Genomic DNA, 20,655 nt, shown 5'->3' with positions numbered 1-20,655 from the left:
CGGCGCTCAGGCGTCCCGGCTGCGGGCCGGTCCCGCACGTCGGGCCGCAGGTCAGATCTCGGGCTCGCCCTCGGGCTCCGGCGGGCGCAGGTGACGACGCCGAGCGAGAGCACGCACCACGTCACGCAGCTGGCCGGCCCGGTGCAGGCGCCCGGAAAGGTCGTTCCCGGTCGCCCGATGCTGGAGCGCGCAGGGGATCTCCTTGACCCAGAAGCCCGCGGTCAGCGCGTCGATCGTCAGCGAGGTCTCAACCCCCCAGCCCGCGGCGAGCGGCTGGCAGGCGTCCCAACATTCACGGGTGAGGCAACGGATCCCCGACAGCGGCTGCTGCGCCCGCCAGCCGGTGGCGCGCTCGATGCCCCGGCGGGCGGTGCCGACCACCAGGCCCATGCCACCGGCGCCCGGCTGCGGCGGCAGCAGGGCGATCGCCATGTCCACACCCTCCCCCAGCACGGCCGGGATCAGCGGCGCGGCCTCGGCGGCGCTCCCCCCGAGGTCGGCGTCGAGGAAGAGGAGAGCACGGGGGATGCGCTCGGCGGACGCCGGACCGACGGCGGGGGTCGGCCCGCCCTCCGGCTGAGCGGCCGGCTCTGCGGCGGTCGGCTCCGCGGCGGCGGGCTGCGCGGACGTGGGCTCCGCGGCGGCGGGCTGCGCGGAGGTCGGCTCCGCGGGCGGCGGGGCCTCGTGCCGCTCCAGGTGGGCGACGGCCCGGGCCCCGGTCTCCATCGCCGCGGCCTTCCCGCGGTTGCGCGGATGCCGCACCACCCGGGCCCCGGCGCCCTTGGCCAGGGCCGAGGTGGCGTCGGACGAACCGTCGTCGACCACCACCACCAGGTCCACCTGCGGCAGCTCCCGGGCGGCGCGGACGGTGGCCTCGATCCGCTCGGCCTCGTCCTTGGCGGGGATGACCACCGCAACCGCCCGGGGGCGATGCGCGGTGAGCACCTCCGCCGGCGGGGTCATCGCAGCGTGACCTGACGTGCCACGATGCCGCCGCGGGCGCGGCGCTCGGCCGGGGTGAGCGGCTCGGTGGACGCCAGGGCCTCCTCGAAGCGGGCGCGGAACTCCTCGGCCACCGCCGCGACACCACCGGCGCCGAAGCCCTTGGGCAGGTCCCACACCGGCACGGTCAGACCCTCCGCGCGGAAGGAGCCGACGTACTTGGTGCCCTCCCCGAGGCCGGACTCGCGGCGGGCGTGGAGGCGGGCGACGGCGTCGATCACGCGGTCCTCTTCGGCGTCCAGCACCCAGCGCAGGTGCTCCTTCGGTCCCGCATCCACCCAGTACGCGTGGGGCAGGCCCGGCACCGGGCGGGTCGGCATGATCGAGTCGTTGGCCTGCGCCAGGGAGCGCTCCACCTCGGGGGTGCGCTCGGCGGCCTCGTCGATCCAGAAGTCGAAGGTGTCGTGCACCTCGATCTGCGGATCGTCGGTGACGTCCAGCAGGTCCTGCAGCCGCGGGGACGCATCCGTCAGGCGCACCGAGGTGACGGGAGTGCCGTCCTCGGAGTCGAGGGCCTGATGCAGCGCCTGGCCGAAGGCGCGGGAGAGGTCACCACCGGGCACGGAGGCCTGCAGGCCCAGGATCACGGAGCCGTCGGTGCGGCGGATCGCCGGCCACGCCATCGGCAGGATCGTCGCGATCGTGACCGGCACCGACCCGTGCTCCGCGCTGGTGCGGGTCGGGAGGGTGGCGGCGGGGATCAGCTGGCGCATGGCCACGAGGTCCCGCTCAGCGGGCAGGCCCTCGAAGGGGCGGCGGACGAGGGCGCTGCGAGAGGTCGACATGCCCGGGATTCTACCGATCGACCAGCGACTCCAGCACGGCGCCGAGCTTCAGCAGCAGCTCCTGCCTCTCCTCCTCCGCGTCGGAGTCCAGCACGATCGCGCCACCGGCGCCGATGTGCATCCGATCCTCGTGCACGACGGCGGTGCGGATGACAATCGACAGGTCCGCCGCGCCCGACAGCGCCACATACCCGAGGGTGCCGGAGTAGAGGCCGCGCGCATGACCCTCCATCTCGTCGATCAACGCCAGGGTGCGTTCCTTCGGCGCTCCGGTCATGGACCCGCCGGGGAAGCAGGCGCGCAGCGCGTCGGTCACGTCGCGGTCCGGGCGCAGACGCCCGACCACCGTGGTGACCAGCTGGTGCACCGTCGCGTAGCTCTCGACAGCCATGAGGCTCGGCACGTGCACGCTGCCGGTCTCGCACACCCGCGCCAGGTCGTTGCGCAGCAGGTCCACGATCATCAGGTTCTCGGCGCGGGTCTTCGCCCCGGCGCGGAGGGTCTCGGCGATCTCGGCGTCACGGGCGGGGTCCGCATGGCGCGGGGCGGTGCCCTTGATCGGTTTGGTGAGGAGCGTGCCGTCGCGGTGCAGGCGCAGGAACTGCTCCGGGGAGGAACTGAGCACACTGGTGGGGCCGGCGGTGAGCAGCGCGGCATGCGGGGCAGGGTTGCCGCGGCGCAGACGCCGATAGGCGGCGGTGAGGTCCGCCGGGGCGGGGCCGGTCCAGGCGTCGGTGAGGCACAGCTCGTAGGTCTCGCCGTCGTGCAGCAGCTGCTGGATGCGGTCGAACGCCCGGTGGTAGGCCGCGCGGCCCAGGCGCAGGCCCGCCGCGGGGTCCCACGGAACAACGGCACCCGCCCCGTCCCCCTCCCGCGGCGGGACGGGCCCGGCCGGCGCCTCCGGCACCTCACAGGCCACCGCAGCGGCCTCGTCGATCCACGCCTGCCCGTCCGCGACATCCTCCGCGTCGGCGGGGTCGACCAGCGCCAGTACCCAGCAGCACCGCTCGCGGTGATCCAGGACGACCATCCGCGTCGCGGCGATCATCAGGGCGTCGGGGGCGGCGGAGCGGTGGGTGATCGGCAGGCCCAGCTCGGCCCCCGCCTCATAGCCGAGGGCCACCACGTACCCGCCGTCGAGGTCGAAGGGCAGCTCGGGGTCGGCGGGTCGGGCGCGCTGCCGGAGACGCTGCTGCAACACCGCCGCCAGGCCGGCGTTCTCGTGGCCGCGCACGGTGCCGTCGGCCGCATGGACCTCCACCCCGGCGCCGACCCGCCCGAGCAGCACCTCCCCGAGCGCACCGGCCGGATGGCCGAGGAAGGAGAACCGCCCCTGGCCGTCACCGGTGCGGGCGCTGTCCAGCCAGAACGACGCCCAACGGCCGGCGAGCAGACGGTCGTGCAGGGCCTCCGGATCGGGAAGCATCGGCAGGGCGCGGTGGAGGAGGTGCGGGGCTGCGGGGGTACGGTCGGCGGCGCGGCCGTTGGCGGCGCGGCCGTTGGCGGCGCGGCCGTCCGCGGCGGGGCCGTCGTCGGCGGCGGGGCGGTCGGCGGGTCCCACGGGCGGCAGGTCCCAGGGCCGCAGCGCCACCGGGCGCACCGTGTCGTCGTCACCGGGTCGCGGCTCGCGCCAGTCCCCTGCGGGGGCGGAGTCCAGGCCCGTCAGGCGGGCGAAACTGCGCACCATCTGCGCACCGTGCTCCGTGGCCACCGATTCAGGGTGGAACTGCACCGCCCACCACGGCCGGTCGATGCGGTGGAAGGCCTGCAGCACGCCGTCCTCCGACCACGCGTCGGCCACCAGGCACGACGGCATCGGTTCGGCCACTGACAGCGAGTGGTACCGCACCACCTCCAGGCCCTGCGGCAGGCCGGCGAACAACCCGTCACCGCTGTGCCGCAGCGGTGAGAGATGCCCGTGTCGCGGCTGCGGGGCGTGCACCACCTGGGCGCCGCTCAGCAGCGCCAGACCCTGGTGGCCCAGGCACACGCCGAGCACCGGAGTCGCCGCATCGTCGGCCAGCAGACCCGGCCAGGCGCCGACATCCGCGGGCCGCGCAGGGTGCCCCGGTCCCGGGGAGATCACCACCGCGTCACTGAGCGCCACCAGCTCGGCGGTGAGGGCGGGATCGTCGGCGCTGACCACCAGCGGCAGCGTGCCGAGACTGGTCGCCAGCAGCTGCGCCAGGTTGTCGGTGTACGAGTCGTGGTTGTCGATCAGCAGGATCCGCATCGGTCAGCTCCCCTCCGGGCTCACGGCGGGCACCTGTCCGTCGAGCACCGCGCGCCAGTGGGTCACCCGATCATGGGCCGATGCGTGGGTGACCAGCAGGTTCTCCTCCCCCATCACCTGGGTGACGAGGTCCGCCCCGCGCAGGGCGCCGACGCACCACAGCTCGCAGCCGGCCAGATCCTGCCAGCGGGCACGCTCGGTGCGCACCGCGATCCCCGCGGAACGCGCCGCCTGCACCAGCCTCCGGGCGGTCACCGACGGCAGCACCGGAAGCGTCGGATCCGGCAGGCACAGGGCGCCGTCGCGCCACCACACCAGGGCGCTGTGGTCGGTCTCCAGCAGGTGTCCATCGGCGTCCCGCAGCAGGGCGTCGGTCATGCCGGCGGTCTCCGCGTGGGCGCGCAGGTCGGTGAGGGCGGGCAGGTCGGGCCCCTTGTGGCGGGGGCGACGGCGCGGGTCGGGGTCGGAGGTGATCCACAGGCCGGCGCGGTCGGGGCGCGGCGGGGCAGGCCGCACCTGGACGTCGAGGGCCGCCGGGGCCACCCGGTCGGCGGTCGGGGCAGCCTGGTCGGCGGTCGGCGCAGCCTGGTCGGCCCGACCCGCGGGCCGGGCCTCCCAGCGCGGGAACCAGCGACCCTGGGGCGGAGTGACGGCCTCGGCGCGTCGACGCAGGGCACGCACCTCATCCGCCCCGATCCCGAGCAGCTCCCCCACCGAGGCCGCGAAACGCTGTTCATGCAGGTCCAGACCCTGCGCGCGGCCGTCGACCACCAGGTACGAGTCGATCACCAGCGGCTCGACCACGGTCCTCCCTCCGCCCACCGCGCAGGGACGTCGGACGGCGAGCCCGCACAGCGTATCGCCCGGCCCCCACGGACCACCCGTGACCCCGACGAGGAGGTTCGAGCGTCGGACCGCGTCGGTAGTGTGACCGCATGAGCGCCCCCGCACCGTCCCTGCTCGACCGCGACATCGTCGCGCGCCAGGCCCTCGCGCCCGATGCTTCCCCCTACCTGCTCATCCCGGAGGCGGTGGCGCGGCCCCGCGACGAGGCCGCTGTGGTGCGATTGATGCGGGAGGCGACCGCGCAGCGTCGGCCCCTCACCTTCCGCTCCGGCGGCACCAGCCTCGCCGGGCAGGCGCAGTCGGCCTCCACCCTCGCCGACGTGCGCCGGGGCTTCCGGCAGGTCGAGGTGCTCGATGGTGGTCGGCGGGTGCGCACCGGCCCCGGAGCGACGCTGCGGGAGGTCAACGCCCACCTGGCACAGCACGGTCGCCGCCTCGGGCCCGACCCGGCCTCGGAGGCCGCCTGCACCATCGGCGGGGTCATCGCGAACAACTCCTCCGGCATGGCCGCCGGCACCACCCAGACCGCGTACCGGACCCTGGCCTCCCTGCGGTTCGTGCTGCCCAGCGGCACCATCGTCGACACGGGGGATCCTCGGGCCGACGCCGCCCTGCGGGAGGCCGAACCGGCGCTGCATGAGGGCCTGGCGCGCCTGGTGCGCGAGGTGCGCGCCGATGCCGACAGCGTGCAGGTGATCCGGAAGCGCTTCGCGTTGAAGAACACCATGGGGTACGCGCTGAACGCGCTGCTGGACTTCGACACCCCGGCCGAGGTGCTGGCGCATCTGGTGGTCGGATCGGAGGGGACCCTCGCCTTCGTCAGCTCCGCGGTGTTCGACACGGTGGTGGTGGAACCGGAGGCCGCGGCATCGCTGCTGGTGTTCGACTCGCTCAGCACCGCGACCGGTGCCCTCGGGGAGGTGCTGGCGACCGATCCGGCCACGATCGAGCTTCTCGACGCCCGCTCCCTGCAGGTGGCTCAGGCCCTGCCGACCGCCCCGCAGGAGCTGCACGGTCTGCGGACCGACGGCCGGGCGGCGCTGCTGGTGGAGCATCGCGCCGGGGACCGGGAGTCCCTGGAGGCGCTGATCGCCCGCGCCCGAACCCTCGAGGCGCAGCTCGGCGGGGTGCGGGTGGATCCGACGACCGACCCGCGGCGCCGGGCGGCGCTGTGGAGCGCCCGCAAGGGCCTGTACGCGGCGGTGGCAGGCGCTCGACGGCCCGGGACGACGGCGCTGCTGGAAGACGTGGTCGTGCCGGTGGAGCGGTTGGAGGCGGCCTGTCGGGGTCTGCAGCAGCTGTTCGACACCCACGGCTACGACGACTCGGTGATCTTCGGGCACGCGAAGGACGGCAACATCCACTTCCTGCTCACCGAGCAGCTGCACGCCGGCGGGGACCGGTTGGAGGCATTCACCGAGCAGATGGTGGAGCTGGTGCTGGGCCACGGCGGAAACCTCAAGGCCGAGCACGGCACCGGGCGGGCGATGGCGCCGTTCGTGGAGCGTCAGTACGGGCCGCGTCTGACCGCCGTGATGCGACGGCTCAAGGAGCTGGTGGACCCGGCGGGGATCCTCAACCCGGGGGTGGTGCTCACGCAGGATCCGGCCCTGCACACTCGCGACCTGAAGCCGACGGTGAGCGTCGAGGAGGAGGTCGACCGCTGCGTGGAGTGCGGGTACTGCGAGCCCGTCTGCCCCAGCCGCGACCTCACCCTCACGCCGCGGCAGCGGATCGGGCTGCGGCGTGCGCTGCAGCGCGCAGAGGCCGATGGGGACGCGGCCACCGCGGAGGCGATCCGCGCCGCCTACCCGTATCAGGGGGTCCAGACCTGCGCGGTCGACAGCCTGTGCGCGGTGGCGTGCCCTCTCGGCATCGACACCGGTGACCTGGTGCGGCGCCTGCGGGCCGAGGCGGCGGGGCCGGTGGTGCAGCGGGGGTGGGCCCTCGCGGCAGAACACTGGGGCGCCGTGACCGGCGGGGCGTCGGTGGCGCTCACCGCGGCGGGGGCGGTGCGGCAGGTGCCGGTGCTGGGTGCGGTTCCGGGGCTGGTCACGCGGGCGGCGCGGGCGGTCGCCGGGGAGGAGGCGGTGCCCGACTACCGGCCGGAGCTGCCGCGACACGGGGGTGCCCGGCGCGGGGAGGCTGGGCGCGGGGACGCCCGGCGCGGGGCTGGGCGACGCGCGGCGGCTCCGCACGGGGCTGGGCGACGCGCGGCGGCTCCGCACGGGGCTGGGCGGGACGCCGAGACAGCGGTCGTGGCGGTGCACCTGCGCGCCTGCGTGCACACCATGTTCGGACCGGCCGATGCCTGCAGCCCGGGCCAGGGTGCGCACGACGGCTGTGCCTGCACCGGATCCGGACACGATGGCCGTTCCGACGCCTCCTCACTGGGGCTCGGGGGGTCGAGGGCGCGGGGAGCCGCGGCGGCCCTCGAGGTCCTCGCGGCGCGGGCCGGTGTCGGCCTGACCGAGCCGCCCGGTGCCGCCGACCTCTGCTGCGGCACCCCGTTCTCGTCGAAGGGCATGACGGTCGCGAAGAACCGGATGCGCTCCCGGTTGCGCGAGGCCCTGGTTGAGGCCAGTCGCGGTGGCGAGCTGCCCGTGGTGGTGGATGCCGCCAGCTGCACCGAGGGGGTGCGCGACACCCTGGACGGCACAGGACTGCGGGTGATCGACGCGGCGACCTTCGCGCGGGAGGTGCTGCTGGAGCGCCTGCCGGTGACCACTCCCGTCGGTTCGGTGACCGTGCACCCGACCTGCTCCACCACCCACCTCGGGTCCACCGAGGACGTCCTGGCTCTCGCCCGTGCATGCGTCGCCGACCCCGAGCGCGATGTGGTGGTGCCGGTGGCGTGGGGGTGCTGCGGCTACGCGGGGGATCGCGGGATGCTGCACCCGGAGCTGACCGCATCCGCCACCGCCTCCGAGGCCGCCGAGGTCGCCCGGCGCGAGACCGAGTGGTACGTGAGCGCGAACCGCACCTGCGAGCTGGGCATGACCGCCGCGACCGGCCGGCCCTACCGCCACATCCTCGAGCTGCTGGAGGTCGCGACCCGGCCCCACTCCTACGCAGAGTGACGGGTGTGCTCCCGGCAAGCGGACGCAGGCACGTCAGACCGCGCACCGGCCCGGGCACCAGCCACCGCGCCGCCCCAGACACCGCCCCCGGGCCCGGCCCCGGGCCCGCCTCAGTGCCCCTTGACGTCGGTCCCGGTGTGGCGGCCCAGCCAAGCCATCAGGTGGTACACGATCAGCGCCGCGAGGGTGCCGAAGGCGATGCCGTTGAGCTCCACGCCGCCGCTCTTCCAGGTGACGTTCGCGATCGCCACGGCGAAGGCCACGCCCGCCGTGAGCTGGTTCTTCGGCCGGGAGAAGTCGACACTGCCGTCGATCCACATACGCATGCCCACCACGGCGATCAGTCCGTACAGCACGAAGGTGACGCCACCCAGCACCCCCGGCGGGATGGTGAAGATCAGCGCGCCCACCTTCGGTGAGAGCGACAGCAGGATCGCGATCACGCCCGCCACCCAGTACGCGGCGGTGGAGTACACACGGGTGGCGCTCATGACGCCGATGTTCTCGCCGTACGTTGTGGTGGCGGAGCCGCCGAAGGTGGCCGACAGTGCGGTGGCCAGGCCGTCCGCAGCGAGGGTGCGGCCCACCATCCCGTCGAGGTTCCGGCCGGTCATCACGCCGACGCTGGTCACGTGGCCGACGTTCTCCGCCAGCAGCACCAGGATCACCGGCAGGAACATGAGGATCAGACCGGGGTGGAACGACGGGGCGTGGAATTCGGGCAGCCCCAGCCAGGCGGCCTCCCGCACGGGCGTGAAGTCGACCTCGCCGCGCAGCACCGCCACGAGGTAGCCGATCAGCACGCCCAACAGCACCGACACCCGCCCCAGCAGTCCGCGGAACAGCGCCGTCGCCAGCACGATCGCGGCGAGGGTGATCACCGCGGTGAGGGGGGACTTCGAGAAGTTGTTCTGGTAGGTGACGGGGATGAGGTTCAACCCGATCAGCGCGACGATCGTGCCCATCACCGCGGGCGGCATCAGCAGGCCGATCCAGCGGGTGCCGACCTTCGCCACCACCAGGCCCAGCAGTGCCAGCAGCAGGCCGGTCACGAGGACGCCGCCGAGCGCGGCGCCCATCGACTGCGACTGGGTGGCCGCGACCACCGGGGCGATGAATGCGAACGAGGACCCCAGGTAGCTGGGCACCCGGTTCCCGGTGATCACCAGGAACAGCAGGGTGCCGATGCCGGAGAACAGCAGGGTGGTGGAGGGCGGGAATCCTGTCAGCAGTGGCACCAGGAAGGTGGCGCCGAACATGGCGATGACGTGTTGGGCGCCGATGCCGATGGTCACGGGCCAGCTGAGGCGTTCATCGGGGGCGACGATCGCGTCGGGCGCGACGGTGCGGCCGTCGCCGTGCAGCGTCCAGCGGAACACGGGCACTCCTGGGTGGGGTCGGGATGGAAAGGTGCGGGGGTCGGGGTGGAGAGGTGCGGGTGGGGTCAGCGGCCCGACCCGGCGGGGAACACCTTGCGGCGGGCACGCTCGGCGGAGACGTCGGGCACGCGCGACGCGAGGGTGCGGTCACCGCCGTTGCGAGCGCGGAACTCCTCGAACATGCGGCCGAGGTCCGGGGCGCCGTATTCGTCGCGCACAGGCGCCGGCACGGTGAGCATCAGACCCGCAGCCAGGCCGACGGCGAGCGCGACCCCGCCGGTCATGAGCCCCGCTCCGGCGCCAGTGGCCAGGGAGTTCACGATGATGTCGAGGAACCCGACGACGATCATCACCACCGCGGCGACCACCGCGGCGGCGCGGGCGGTGGCCGCGGGACGCTCCAGCAGGGAACGCCGCGCGAACAGGGAGACGACCACGAACACCAGCGCCACGGCGGCATCGACGATCAGCAGTGCCACCGGAGCCACCGCCGCGCCCCCGAGGGCGGCGATCGCGGCGAGCACGGCCCACACCACCGCCGCGGCATGCAGCACGGCGCTGATCTCGAAGGCGCGCAGGGTGTGCACGACCCAGTCGACCCGTCGGAACGTCAGGCGCACGGCCCGCACGGCGGTGCGGGAGACCATGACGGCGAGGGCCGCGAACAACCACGGCAGGTACACGAAACCGGTGGCGACCGACTGCGCGGAGGCGAAGTTCAGGCGCAGGGAGTTGTCAGCCAGGGCGCCGAGCAGCAGGCCCGCCACCATCGCCGCGGAGAACACGTAGCGGGAGCGGTCGCGCCCCACACCGGCGCGGATCACCAGCATCACCACCAGCATCGACACCGCCGCGGAGGCCGCTGCCAGCAGCGAGTACGCCCACCCGGTGGTGGCCACCCGACCGATGACCATCACCCAGCTGAGCAGGTAGAACACCCCGGCGACGGCGAGCAGGGAACGGAGGGTGCGACGCACCAGCAGCGGCGCCGCGGGCGGGGCGATGGCACCCTCGTGGCGTCGAGGCTCCATGCCGACCAGGCTGCCCGCCACCAGCAGGGCGGTCCCGACGCCGACGCCCACCGGCGGCCCGTCGGGCAGGGACGCGAAGAGCACCGGCAGGCCGGTGACGAGGTCCGCGACGATCACAGCGAGGGCCGCGAGGAGGCTCAGCGACATCGAGGCCATGCGCACGACCCGCAGGGTCCGCAGCGGCGGGTTCGCCGGGATCCACCGGCCCAGGTGGACGGCGACGAGGCCCGTGAGCGACAGGCCGACAGCGATCCGGGTGACGGTCTCCAGCACGGCGACCAGCGGCGTGGCGTCCTCGGAGTAGGCGCGTCCGGTCAGCTGCGTGGTCATACCGCCGATGAGACATACCAGCGCCAGGCCGTCCCGGAGAGCATCCCAGCCGTTCAGTGCGGCGAACCGGGAGGGCAGGGGGACGACGGGGGCGCGGTCCCGCTCCTCGGCGTTGGGGGTGGTGCCGGATCGGGCGAAGCTGCGCTCGGGCAGGACCGGTGATTCGTCACCGTGGGGTCCGAAATCCGGGGCGGGCCCGACGGGAGGGACGGGCCGGGCGGCCAGGCGGCCACCGGATGCTCCGGCGGCGGCGTGGGTGGCGTGGGAGGTGTCGGAGTCATGGCGTTCCCGGGCGACGGTCTCCGCGGTGCGCCTGATGATCCCGTCCGCCACGGGCGAGCCGCTCGGACGCGCGGACTGCGGGTCGTCACCGGCGGAGGCGCCCTCAGCTGCACCGTCGGCGCCGCGACCCTCGGCGTACGCGTCGACCTCGTCGAGTCCGGGCAGCCGATCCGTGGGGAGGGTGCGCGGATCCGCCGCAGCGAAGATCCATTCGATCCCCCCGCCCGACGACGTGCGCTCGTCCTTCGCCATCGACCCCGTCCATCCTGCTGACTCTCCGGTGTGCCGGCGTGGCCATCCGTCGGCGGACCCACCGGTCCGGGGCGAGTCTAGGGCGCGAAGCGGCGCACGCGAGCGGGGCGCGCCGGTCAGAGCGATCCGCGCTCCGTCCGCCCACCCCACTAGGCTCACACCATGACCGCTCCCGAGACGGCGCTCGCCGCGCGCTTCCAGTCCGCCTTCGCTTCGGCCTTCGGTGAGGAGTACCGCACCGCCGATCCGATCATCCGCCCGTCGCAGTTCGCGGACTTCCAGTGCAACGCGGCGATGGGTCTGGCCAAGCGCCTGGGGCAGAAGCCGCGGGATGTCGCTCAGCGCATCGTCGAGGCGGTGGAGCTGGACGACATCGCCGAGGCGCCCGAGATCGCCGGCCCCGGCTTCCTCAACATCCGGCTGCGCACCGACTGGATCGCCGCCCGCACCGCGGAGGTCGCCGCCGATCACCGCCTCGGGATCCCCGCCCTCGAGCCGCAGCGGGTGGTCATCGACTACTCGGCGCCGAACGTCGCCAAGGAGATGCACGTCGGTCATCTGCGCACCACCGTCGTCGGTGACGCCCTCGCCCGCACGCTGGAGAAGCTGGGTCACACGGTGATCCGGCAGAACCACATCGGTGACTGGGGCACCCCTTTCGGCATGCTCATCGAGCACCTGCTGGAGGTCGGCGAGGGCAGCGATGAGGCGAAGCTGCTGGAGACCGATCCCAACGCCTTCTACCAGGCGGCTCGCGCGAAGTTCGACGCCGCGGAGACGCAGGGGGCGTCCGCCGACGGCAGCGACTTCGCCACCCGCGCCCGCAAGCGCGTCGCGACGCTGCAGTCGGGCGATCCGGAGACGCTCGCCATCTGGGAGCGCCTGGTGGGGATGTCGAAGGAGTACTTCCACCGCATCTACGAGCTGCTGGACGTCACCCTGACCGACGCCGACCTGGCCGGGGAGTCCACCTACAACGACGCCCTGCCGCGCACCGTCGCCGACCTGGAGAGCGCGGGGATCGCCCGCGAGTCCGATGGCGCGCTGTGCGTGTTCCCCGTCGGCTTCACGGGCCGCGACGGCGAGCCGCTGCCGCTGATCATCCGCAAGTCCGACGGCGGCTACGGGTACGCCACCACCGATCTCGCGGCGATCCGCCACCGGGTCGATGACCTGCACGCCGACCGCATCGCCTATGTGGTCGGGACCGCGCAGGAGCTGCACTTCCAGATGATCTTCACGACCGCCCGCGAGGCCGGCTGGCTGCCGGAGGACGTCGAGGCCACGCACGTGAAGATCGGGTCGGTGCTCGGGGAGGACGGCAAGATCCTGCGCACCCGCTCCGGGTCCTCCCTGCGCCTGATGGCGCTGCTGGAAGAGGCCGTCGCCAAGGCGCAGGGCGTGATCGACGAGCTGCGGCCCGACCTGCCGGAGGCCGAGCGCGCCGAGATCGCCCGCATGATCGGCATCGGTGGCGTGAAGTACGCCGACCTGTCCACCGCGCACGACTCCGATTACGTCTTCGACCTCGATCGGATGCTCGCCCTGCAGGGCAACACCGCCCCGTACCTGCAGTACGCGGTGGCGCGGATTCGGTCGATCCGCCGCCGGGCCGCTGAGCTGGGGGTCTCCCTGACCGGTGCCGACGGGGCGGTCGTCGCGCCGCGGGTGGTGGACGACGCCGAGCGCGCCCTGGCGCTGCAGCTGCTGAAGCACGCGCCGACGCTGCAGGCCGTCGCCGAGCAGTGGGAGCCGCACCGCTTGGCGGCGTACCTGTTCGCCACGGCGCAGGCGTTCACCGCCTTCTATGAGGCCTGCCCGATCCTCAAGGAGGCGGACGAGGAGATCCGCGCGGGGCGGCTGGCGCTGGCGGAGCTCACCGAGCGGGTGCTGGTCGACGGTCTCGACGCCCTCGGGGTGCAGGCTCCCGAGCGCATGTGACCGGAATCGTCCAGCCGGCCTCGGCGTCCGTCGCCACGGACGCCGAGACCGGATCGTGACCGTACGTCGGGGGAAATCCGACTCACGGTGGACGTGCGATCCTCCGAAGGGCCATAGGTTCGCGGTATGCGGGCGAACGGGCTGGTGATCGGGGCGTGGGCGGGGTATGCCGCCGTCGCTCTGGTGCATCTCGTCGCACTCGGCGCCGGGCACACCTCCCTGGCCGTCTCCACGCAGCCGCTGCTGATGCCCCTGCTGCTGCTGGTGCTGGTGGCCCACCGCCCCCGATGGAACCGCACCCTGGTGCTGGCGGCGATGGCCATCGGTGCGGCGGGCCTGGGGGATGTGGTCCCGCAGGCGCTCGCGGAAGACGCCCGGCGCACCGCGGCCGCGGCCCTCTTCCTCGGGACGCTGATGCTGTACGCCGGGGCGCTGCTGCCCCTGTGGTGGCGGCAGCGGAGCCTGTCGCGGACCCTGCTGGCGATCCCTGTCACCGCGGTGGTGCTGGGACTGGCGGTCTCCTGCCTTCCCGGGGCGGCCGGGCGATGGCTGCCGATGCTGCTGCTCTACGGGCTGATGCTCGGGGTGGTGGCCTTCCTGGGCGCCGGGGTGAACGGGTGGACCTGGGTGGGAAGTTCCCTGTTCCTGTTGTCCAGCACGTTGATCGCCATGAAGTGGTTCCTGCCCGGGGCGTGGTTCCCCCATGCCGACGTGGTGATCATGGCCTGCTACATCACCGCGCAAGCGCTGCTCCTGCGGGGGTTGCTGACAGCCGCCGATGACCAGCCCCCGCGCCCGCGGAGGCTCCCGCAGGGCGGATCGACGCTGGTCGTCGTCGAGGGATGATCCGACGCCTCAGCGCCGGCCGATCACGGAACCGATGAACTGGGCCTGTTCCCGCAGCAATCGGGCGGTGTCCTCCCCGCGCCGCATCCAGGGCAGGCCGCCGAGGCGGCCATTGACCTCCCGGTACCGCACCTGGACGCCGTTCTCCTCGAGGTGCAGCCGCAGCACACGGTCCTCGGTGAGGAACAGGTCGCGGGTCCCGACTGACAGGTGCACCGGCGGCAGACCGCTCAGGTCGGCGTTCGCCGGGGACAGTTCCGGGTCATCCAGCGGGGTCCGGCCCGCGTAGGCGGCAGCCGCTGCCCGCAGCAGACGGCGCTCGTGCACGGGATCGCGGCGCCCGGTCTCCGTGATGCCGGGGTTCGCGAGCTCCAGATCCATCCACGCGGCCATGATCAGCAGTCCGGCGGGGCGGGGAAGGGCGGGCGCGTGCGAGCCCCCGCTCCAGTGGCGGTGCGCGAGGACCATCGCGAGCCCACCGCCGGCATCCGTGCCGCTGAGCACCCAGCAGCCCTCCCCCAGCACCCCGCGGGCCACGAGCTCGCGCAACGCCGCCTCGGTGTCCTCCAACGCCACGGGATGCTGATGGTCGGGGCCGACGCGGTAGTCGATCATCAGGCCGGCGCAGCGGCGGGCCTCGGCCTGCGCCGAGAGCCACTCCCAGTCCCCACCGAAGGGGCCCGACACATAGGCGCCGCCGTGCAGGTGCACGATCACGCCCTCCGCGGCCAGGTGGCGATCCAGCCACACGCACCGGGTGCGATCGATCATCTCGACGTCCACCGCGTGCTTCTTCTGCACCCGGCCCGGCGGCAGCGCCCGGCGGGCCTCCGCCAGGCCCTGCGTGTAGACGGGTCCGGGCACGGGGGCGTTGCGCACGGCCCGGGCCCCGGTGGTCACGATGTCGGCGATCCGGCCCATCGAGCGGACTCCTTCCCGGCGGGGTTCGGCGATCCCCGCCAGCGTACCCGCGGGGGGTGCGTGCGCCCCGTACGCTGGCGCGGTGACCGACTCGATCCCCGCCCCCGGCACCCCGACTCCAGCTTCCCCCGACACCCCGCCGACCGACACCTCCGCTGCCCCGACGCCCGACACGTCCGGCTCTGCGGCCCCGACACCCGGCGGCCCCGTCCTGGTGCTCGTCGCGATGGCACAGGAGGCGGCGCCGCTGCACCGGCGACTGGAGGGGGCGCGGGCGATTCCCGTCCCGCTCGCGGGGGCCTCCGCCCGTGCCGGGCGCCTCGCCGGGCAGGAGGTCGTCGTGCTGACCAGCGGTATCGGCGTCGCCGCCGCGACCGCCGCCACCACCTGGGGGATCCTCACCCAGCATCCTCGTCTGGTGATCGACACCGGCTCCTGCGGGGGCCTCGCCGCCGACATCGAGGTGGGTACCGTCGTGGTCGGTAGCGCCTTCACCTGGTCCCTGGCCGATGCGACCGCCTTCGGGTACGCGCCCGGACAGGTTCCCGGTGGGCCGGTCCGCCACGAGGCCGAGCCGACCCTCGTCGACCGCGCGACAGCAGCAGCCGACCACCTCCTGCGCCACGGGGCCGGCACGGGCAGCGGTGGCGCGGAGGGCTCGGACACCGTCGGCGGGCTCGACGCTGGGGCGGTGCGCGCCGGTCTCATGCTCAGCGGCGACGCCTTCGTCACGGCACCGCTCGCCGGACCCCTGCGGGAGCGCTTCCCCGAGGCCCTCACCGCCGATATGGAGACCACCGCGATCGCCCGCACCTGCGAGGCGATGGGGGTGCCGTTCCTCGCCGTGCGCACCGTCTCGGACCTGTGCGGACCGGCGGCCGGCCAGCAGTTCCACCTGGAGCTCGAGGTGGTCGCGGAACGTTCCGCGGCGGTCGTGGAGGAGCTGCTGCGGGGGTTGTGAGCCTCTGGCTCCGGGCCGTGGGGTAACTGCGGCGTCCCTCGTTGCCCTGGTCACGTCATTCACGGTGCACCCAGCGCGACATGTTAGAAGCCTCGTAGGGGGGTGGACAAATCGTCCCCGACCCGGAAGTCATCGTGAGCTCCGTTCCACCGTCTCCCGCACCGTCCGCGTCCTCTGCATCCCCCGCGCCCGCCACACCGCGTCCGTCAGGCGATCATTCCGCCGCCCGGTCCGGCGCCCCCGCCCTCACCCCGAGCCCCTACGGGCTCGCGCGCGGCGTCTTCGGTGTCTCCGCCGCCGTGATCCTGCTGGCCGTCGCCTTCGCGCTGCTGCTGCCCGCGCAGTTCGGCGCGGTGGTCGGTGCGATCAACACCACCATCGTCGACTCCATCGGCTGGTACTACGTGCTGGCCGTCGCCTCCTTCGTGCTGTTCGCCCTCACCGTCGCCTTCACGCGGCTGGGGGACATCCGCCCGGGAGCGGACGACGACACCCCCGAGTACGGGCTGTTCAGCTGGTTCGCCATGCTGTTCGCCGCCGGCATGGGCATCGGCCTGGTGTTCTGGGGCGCCGCGGAGCCGCTGAGCTTCTTCACCGGTGAGGGCAGCATCCCGCCGAACATCGCCGGCATGGCCGATGAGGAGCGGGCCCGCCGAGCCATGGGCCAGACCTTCCTGCACTGGGGGCTGCACGCCTGGGCGATCTACGTCGTCGTCGGCCTCGCCATGGCCTACGCGATCCACCGCCGCGGCCGCCCGGTGTCGATCCGCTGGGCCCTGGAACCGCTGCTGGGTCGCCGCACCGACGGCTGGCTCGGCGATCTCGTCGACATCCTCGCGATCGTCGGCACCGTCGCCGGTGTCGCCACCTCCCTCGGCTTCGGCGTCAACCAGATCTTCGCCGGCCTCGCCCACCTGGGGCTCTTCCCGGAGACCGCCGAGTGGCTCAAGGTCGTCATGGTGCTCGTCATCACGGCGCTCGCGACGCTGTCGGCCGTCAGCGGGCTCGACAAGGGCATCAAGATGCTGTCGAACCTGAACATGGGGCTCGCGGCGCTGCTGCTGATCGCCGTGCTGATCCTGGGGCCCACGCTGTTCTTGCTGCGCGACTTCGTCTCCGGCATCGGCTACTACCTGCAGAACTTCATCTCGCTGTCGTTCCAGACCGGTATCCGCGGGAGGTGATGAACCCACATTCTGTCGCACCGAGGATGCGGCAGATGGCCTCGACCCCGAACTGTTCGCGATGCATGTCGATGGACGCGATCATTTCGTCGTGGGGCGGTCGAGTTCCGCTGCGAAAAACGCCGAGGCGGCTTTCAGGATCTCGTTCGCGCGTCTCGCCTCGGCGAGTTCTCGCCGGAGCCGGCGGTTCTCCTCCTCGAGCGGCTCTCCCGGGCCGGTCGGCTCGGTGGGGCCGTAGCGGTTGCACCAGACCTGACTTGGACCTCTTTAGCCTCGATGTTTCATGGGGCTGGTGAGCGGGGACGGTCGGCGTCGTTGCCGGTGTTGAGCTGCTGATTGTGGCATTCGGGTATGACAGATCGTCGCAGTGTCCGTTGCGGGCGGTCGGGTTCCACTCCCGAGAGGTTGATGCTGGTCGGTGGGGCGGGTGGTCTCGCCGGGTTAGGTCTGTGCGACGGTGGTGCGGAGCCGGTTGACGCCGGTCAGGACCCTCACGGCTTCGGGTGCATGTTCGGCGAGGTGGAGGACCTTGTGCCGGGCGCGGCGCACGAGGGTCGCGGGGATCTCGAACAGCCGTGCGCGGAGCCGTTTGGGCTCCCACTTCCGTGCATCATGGCCGGTCAGCGCGATGGTCTGCATCCAGGCGACGAGCTCGCTGGCGAGCTGGACGATCTGGCACCAGACCTGGTTCTGCGCGAAGCCCTGCAACGGGAACTTCTCAAGGCCCATGTCCTTGGCGTTACGGATCCGGTCCTCGCAGCGTGCACGGCGACGGTGCCGCAGCTCCAAGACCGGGAGCTGGCCGCGCGGGGAGTTGGTCGCGAACGCGGTGATGCGCATCCCCTCGTGATCGGTGATCCGCAGCTGCGCCCCAGGATGAGGACGTTCCTTCCGCACGATCACCCGCATCCCGGCAGGCCACCCGGACAGGTCCAGCAGTCCGGTCAGCTCCGCCACCCACGCCCCCTCGCGGATCCCGTCGGTATCGGTGTCATAGGCGGGAGTCCACGCCTGCGCCTCATCGATACGTTCCAGCAGGTCAGGGGTGTTCGCGGGGAGGGTGAACCCGACTGAGTAGGCCAGACGCTGCCGCTGGAGCCAGGCCAGGAAGTCCTTGGTGCCGCCGGCTCCGTCGGTGCGGATCAGGATCTTCTTCGACCCCCGCCCGCCCCGGGCCAGCAGGCCCGCAGGCAGCTGCGCGAGGGCCTGCCGGGTGACGGTGATGTGATCAGCGGCGGTGTTCGAGCCGGCGTTGCCGGGGCGCAGGTGGATCGCCAGTGGTTCCCCGGTCCCTTCGCTGCCGTGGTCCAGGAACGCGCACAGAGGGTGGTATCCGAAGCCGCGTTTGAACGTCGGTGCGGCCTGCTCCTTCTCACTGTGGACGTTGATCAGGGTGGCATCGAGGTCGACGACCAGCGGGTTCTTCGCACTGACCCCCGCAGCCGGGGAATGCGCTCCGGCGAGGGTCCAGGCTCTTTCCCGCGCGGCCCGGCGGGCCTGGGAGATCGCCTCGATCACGGTGGGCGCGTCCTGGGCGAGGGTGGTGAGCGTGCGGGAGATCGTGGGGGTCGAGGCGACGTCTCCGAACAGGTCCGGTTCGCATCGCAGCAGATCAGTATCCGAAGCGTGCTCGCCGCCGATTGCGAGAGTGAGTGCGAGGTCCAGCAGGACCTTCGCCGCGTGGTGCTCGGCCAGCGGTTTCGTCCAAGGAGCCAGTGCTTCCCGCAGCGAAGAGGCGAGGCCGGTGGCGTGGATCGTGTCGGTCAGCAGCACCGCGCCGGCGTGTGAGACCGCGGGGACCTCAGCGATGTCCACGCGCGGGCGGGGGTAGAAGAACAAGGTAGGGTGGGACACCTGAAAGGTGCTCCTTCCAGCGGATGGGTACGGGTCTCAACACCTCGTATCATCCCAGGCCAGGAGCACCTTTCGCCATTCATTCCGCCGGTCGAGACCACACCCCCGTGAAATCTCGAGGTTAGTGTGTCACTCGCTGAAGGACGTGTCGGGCGTCGTCGGTGAGTTCGGGGCTCGCGGTGATCTTTTGCCCGGCGATGGTGATAGTGACGTCCTGGAGGGGACGGAGTGTCCGGATGATCCGGCGGATGCTGAACCCGGTCGCTGCTTGGAGGTGTCTGGCGATCGCCAGGGCCGTGAACACGATGGTGAGGTGGGCTTCGATCGCGTCACGGGTGCGGTGGAACATGGGCCTGGCCTGCAGGTCTGTCTTGCTCATCCGGAATGACTGCTCGACATGCCAGAGGGCGTGATAGCTGGAGACCACCTCCGCCGCCGGCATCGTGGCGGCAGGAATGTTCGTGACGTAGCCCTTCAGCCCGACCAGACTTCGTGCCCGCTCGAGCGAGGCCGTATCGAGGGATCGGCCGCTCGCGGTGGTCTTCACGAATCTGGTCGACTTCACCGACGCGTCCCCGTCGATCACGGCTCGGGCCCGGTTCTCCTGCGCGGTGAGGGTGTGATTGTCCCGGGTGGCACGCTTGGTGCGGTAGCTCCAGATGGCACGCCAGTGCCCGGGATGCTCCTCTGCGTCCCAGACCGGCTCCTTGCGGCGCTTCGTCGTGGAGGGTTTCGTGTTCCCGTGGCGGGGCGTGATGGTGTCGATCAGCTGCCCGTCCGTGAACGCGTCCCCGTTCCAATGGAAGTGATTGGCCAGGTCACCCGGGGCTTTCGTCTGTCGTGAGCCGACGATGAACTTCAGGTCCGCTTCGTCGAGCTCGCGCAGGTTGGCCGCCGAGAGCATCCCGGCGTCCGCGACCACGACCATGTCAGCGAGGTCGTTCCGGGCCTGGAACTGGCGGATGATCGGGACGATCGTGCGGGTCTCAGCATGGTTCCCCTCGAAGCAGCCGATCTCCAGCGGGAACCCGCCCCGGTCCACGAGCAGGCCGACCACGATCAGCGGATCCACGCGGCGTTCCTTCGAGTAGCCGACCTTCCTCAGCGCATCCTCGTTCTCCGCCTCGAAATAGAGCGTCGTAACGTCGTAGAGCACCAGCGAGATGTCGCCGCTGGTCGCGGCATGCTCGAAGCACCTCGTCGCGATCTGGCCGCGGTAGTCGTTCGTGGCGATCCGGGCCAGGCAGCGCTTCATCGTCGAGCGATGCACCGGGTCGATCCCGACCTCCGCCAGCACTCTGGCGGAGTCGCTCATCGAGGTCGGCTCGATCAGGCGTGCGGCGACGAGCTGGAAGAATGCCTCATCACCGATCGCCGTGAACCCCAGCGCCGCCCACGCGGACTGCAGCGTCTCCAGCAGCAGCCGGGACTGCTTCGACGTGATCGTCGCGGGGCTCGTCGACGTTGCTGTCCCCAGGTCGAGGACGCCCTGACCAGCGTTGATCTTCTCCCGACCCGCCTCCATCAGGCCGGCGAGCTCGGCTTCGGTATGAGCCGACCCGAGATGCTCCAGGACCACATCCCGACGGTTCCGCCGCTCAGCAATCTGCACAGCCGTCGCCCCCGACGCCGTCCTACCTTCCGCAGGAACACCACCCGCTTAGTGTGTCACTCCAGGCAGGCGCGAAGCGCTCACCAGCACCGATACACCCAAAACCCGCGTCGATA

The 20,655-nt window shown here is 72.4% G+C and carries 13 protein-coding genes, 2 pseudogenes and 1 other annotated feature; of the genes and pseudogenes, 5 read left to right on the top strand and 10 right to left on the bottom strand.

The genetic code is table 11. From position 1 onward, the window contains the following. Window positions 1-51 precede the first annotated feature (51 nt). The 4 genes from JSY14_RS08550 to JSY14_RS08535 are packed head-to-tail and all read right to left on the bottom strand — an operon-like array spanning window position 52 to window position 4,824. Entirely contained in the window at window positions 52-963 is a 912-nt protein-coding gene (locus tag JSY14_RS08550; RefSeq protein ID WP_259558323.1) for a glycosyltransferase, read from the bottom strand. After that, window positions 960-1,787, bottom strand: a complete 828-nt coding sequence (locus JSY14_RS08545; protein WP_259558322.1) for a DUF5926 family protein — start codon at window positions 1,785-1,787, stop codon at window positions 960-962. The genes JSY14_RS08550 and JSY14_RS08545 overlap by 4 nt, the downstream gene beginning before the upstream one ends. Before the next feature lie 10 nt (window positions 1,788-1,797). Further along, window positions 1,798-4,020: a chorismate-binding protein gene (locus JSY14_RS08540; protein WP_259558320.1), complete on the bottom strand. Its 2,223-nt coding sequence runs from the start codon at window positions 4,018-4,020 to the stop codon at window positions 1,798-1,800. A 3-nt stretch (window positions 4,021-4,023) separates the two neighbouring features. After that, the gene (locus JSY14_RS08535; RefSeq protein ID WP_259558319.1) at window positions 4,024-4,824 is read right to left on the bottom strand and encodes an aminotransferase class IV; all 801 of its coding nucleotides are present in this window, start codon (window positions 4,822-4,824) and stop codon (window positions 4,024-4,026) included. 131 nt (window positions 4,825-4,955) lie between these two features. Between JSY14_RS08535 and JSY14_RS08530 the strand changes: the two genes are divergently transcribed. After that, window positions 4,956-7,946: an FAD-binding and (Fe-S)-binding domain-containing protein gene (locus tag JSY14_RS08530; protein WP_259558318.1), complete on the top strand. Its 2,991-nt coding sequence runs from the start codon at window positions 4,956-4,958 to the stop codon at window positions 7,944-7,946. A 110-nt stretch (window positions 7,947-8,056) separates the two neighbouring features. On the opposite strand, the gene JSY14_RS08525 is transcribed toward JSY14_RS08530, so the two are convergent. Next, a complete protein-coding gene (locus tag JSY14_RS08525) occupies window positions 8,057-9,325 on the bottom strand; it encodes a uracil-xanthine permease family protein (RefSeq protein WP_259558317.1) in 1,269 nt (422 codons plus the stop codon). Between the two features lie 65 nt (window positions 9,326-9,390). Then, a complete protein-coding gene (locus JSY14_RS08520; protein ID WP_259558316.1) occupies window positions 9,391-11,220 on the bottom strand; it encodes a DUF7937 domain-containing protein in 1,830 nt (609 codons plus the stop codon). A 162-nt stretch (window positions 11,221-11,382) separates the two neighbouring features. Between JSY14_RS08520 and argS the strand changes: the two genes are divergently transcribed. After that, a complete protein-coding gene (gene argS, locus JSY14_RS08515) occupies window positions 11,383-13,161 on the top strand; it encodes an arginine--tRNA ligase (protein WP_259558315.1) in 1,779 nt (592 codons plus the stop codon). Between the two features lie 126 nt (window positions 13,162-13,287). Then, window positions 13,288-14,007, top strand: coding sequence for a lysoplasmalogenase family protein (locus JSY14_RS08510; RefSeq protein ID WP_259558314.1), 720 nt, complete (start codon window positions 13,288-13,290; stop codon window positions 14,005-14,007). Between the two features lie 9 nt (window positions 14,008-14,016). On the opposite strand, the gene JSY14_RS08505 is transcribed toward JSY14_RS08510, so the two are convergent. Next, window positions 14,017-14,928 carry an alpha/beta hydrolase gene (locus JSY14_RS08505; protein WP_259558313.1) on the bottom strand — a complete coding sequence of 304 codons (912 nt, stop codon included), beginning with the start codon at window positions 14,926-14,928 and terminating at the stop codon, window positions 14,017-14,019. Between the two features lie 82 nt (window positions 14,929-15,010). Between JSY14_RS08505 and mtnN the strand changes: the two genes are divergently transcribed. Both mtnN and JSY14_RS08495 read left to right on the top strand, forming a co-directional pair. After that, window positions 15,011-15,889, top strand: a complete 879-nt coding sequence (mtnN, locus tag JSY14_RS08500; RefSeq protein WP_285892258.1) for a 5'-methylthioadenosine/S-adenosylhomocysteine nucleosidase — start codon at window positions 15,011-15,013, stop codon at window positions 15,887-15,889. Window positions 15,890-16,023: 134 nt separating this feature from the next. After that, a complete protein-coding gene (locus tag JSY14_RS08495) occupies window positions 16,024-17,073 on the top strand; it encodes a BCCT family transporter (RefSeq protein ID WP_349773604.1) in 1,050 nt (349 codons plus the stop codon). Window positions 17,074-17,094: 21 nt separating this feature from the next. Continuing rightward, window positions 17,095-17,197, bottom strand: a sequence feature (AL1L pseudoknot). On the opposite strand, the pseudogene JSY14_RS12575 reads toward JSY14_RS08495, so the two are convergent. The 3 genes and pseudogenes from JSY14_RS12575 to JSY14_RS08480 form a co-directional block, all read right to left on the bottom strand. Next, window positions 17,096-17,253 (bottom strand): annotated as a pseudogene (locus JSY14_RS12575) (IS3-like element IS3501 family transposase); the annotation flags it as partial. (Overlaps the previous feature by 102 nt.) Window positions 17,254-17,514: 261 nt before the next feature. Then, on the bottom strand, window positions 17,515-18,927 hold the full coding sequence (locus JSY14_RS08485; RefSeq protein ID WP_432803606.1) for an IS1380 family transposase: 1,413 nt from the start codon (window positions 18,925-18,927) through the stop codon (window positions 17,515-17,517). Window positions 18,928-19,048: 121 nt separating this feature from the next. Further along, a pseudogene (locus JSY14_RS08480) lies at window positions 19,049-20,583 on the bottom strand (IS1634 family transposase). Between the last annotated feature and the right edge of the window lie 72 nt (window positions 20,584-20,655).

Source organism: Brachybacterium sillae, from assembly GCF_025028335.1.
Lineage (GTDB): Bacteria > Actinomycetota > Actinomycetes > Actinomycetales > Dermabacteraceae > Brachybacterium > Brachybacterium sillae.
This window is presented reverse-complemented; position numbering and strand designations above follow the sequence as displayed.

Bases quoted from the DNA above. Each gene is read 5' to 3' on its own strand.
- JSY14_RS08550 (WP_259558323.1), bottom strand. From the start codon at position 963: ATGACCCCGCCGGCGGAGGTGCTCACCGCGCATCGCCCCCGGGCGGTT.
- JSY14_RS08545 (WP_259558322.1), bottom strand. From the start codon at position 1,787: ATGTCGACCTCTCGCAGCGCCCTCGTCCGCCGCCCCTTCGAGGGCCTG.
- JSY14_RS08540 (WP_259558320.1), bottom strand. From the start codon at position 4,020: ATGCGGATCCTGCTGATCGACAACCACGACTCGTACACCGACAACCTG.
- JSY14_RS08530 (WP_259558318.1), top strand. From the start codon at position 4,956: ATGAGCGCCCCCGCACCGTCCCTGCTCGACCGCGACATCGTCGCGCGC.
- JSY14_RS08520 (WP_259558316.1), bottom strand. From the start codon at position 11,220: ATGGCGAAGGACGAGCGCACGTCGTCGGGCGGGGGGATCGAATGGATC.
- argS (WP_259558315.1), top strand. From the start codon at position 11,383: ATGACCGCTCCCGAGACGGCGCTCGCCGCGCGCTTCCAGTCCGCCTTC.
- JSY14_RS08510 (WP_259558314.1), top strand. From the start codon at position 13,288: ATGCGGGCGAACGGGCTGGTGATCGGGGCGTGGGCGGGGTATGCCGCC.
- JSY14_RS08505 (WP_259558313.1), bottom strand. From the start codon at position 14,928: ATGGGCCGGATCGCCGACATCGTGACCACCGGGGCCCGGGCCGTGCGC.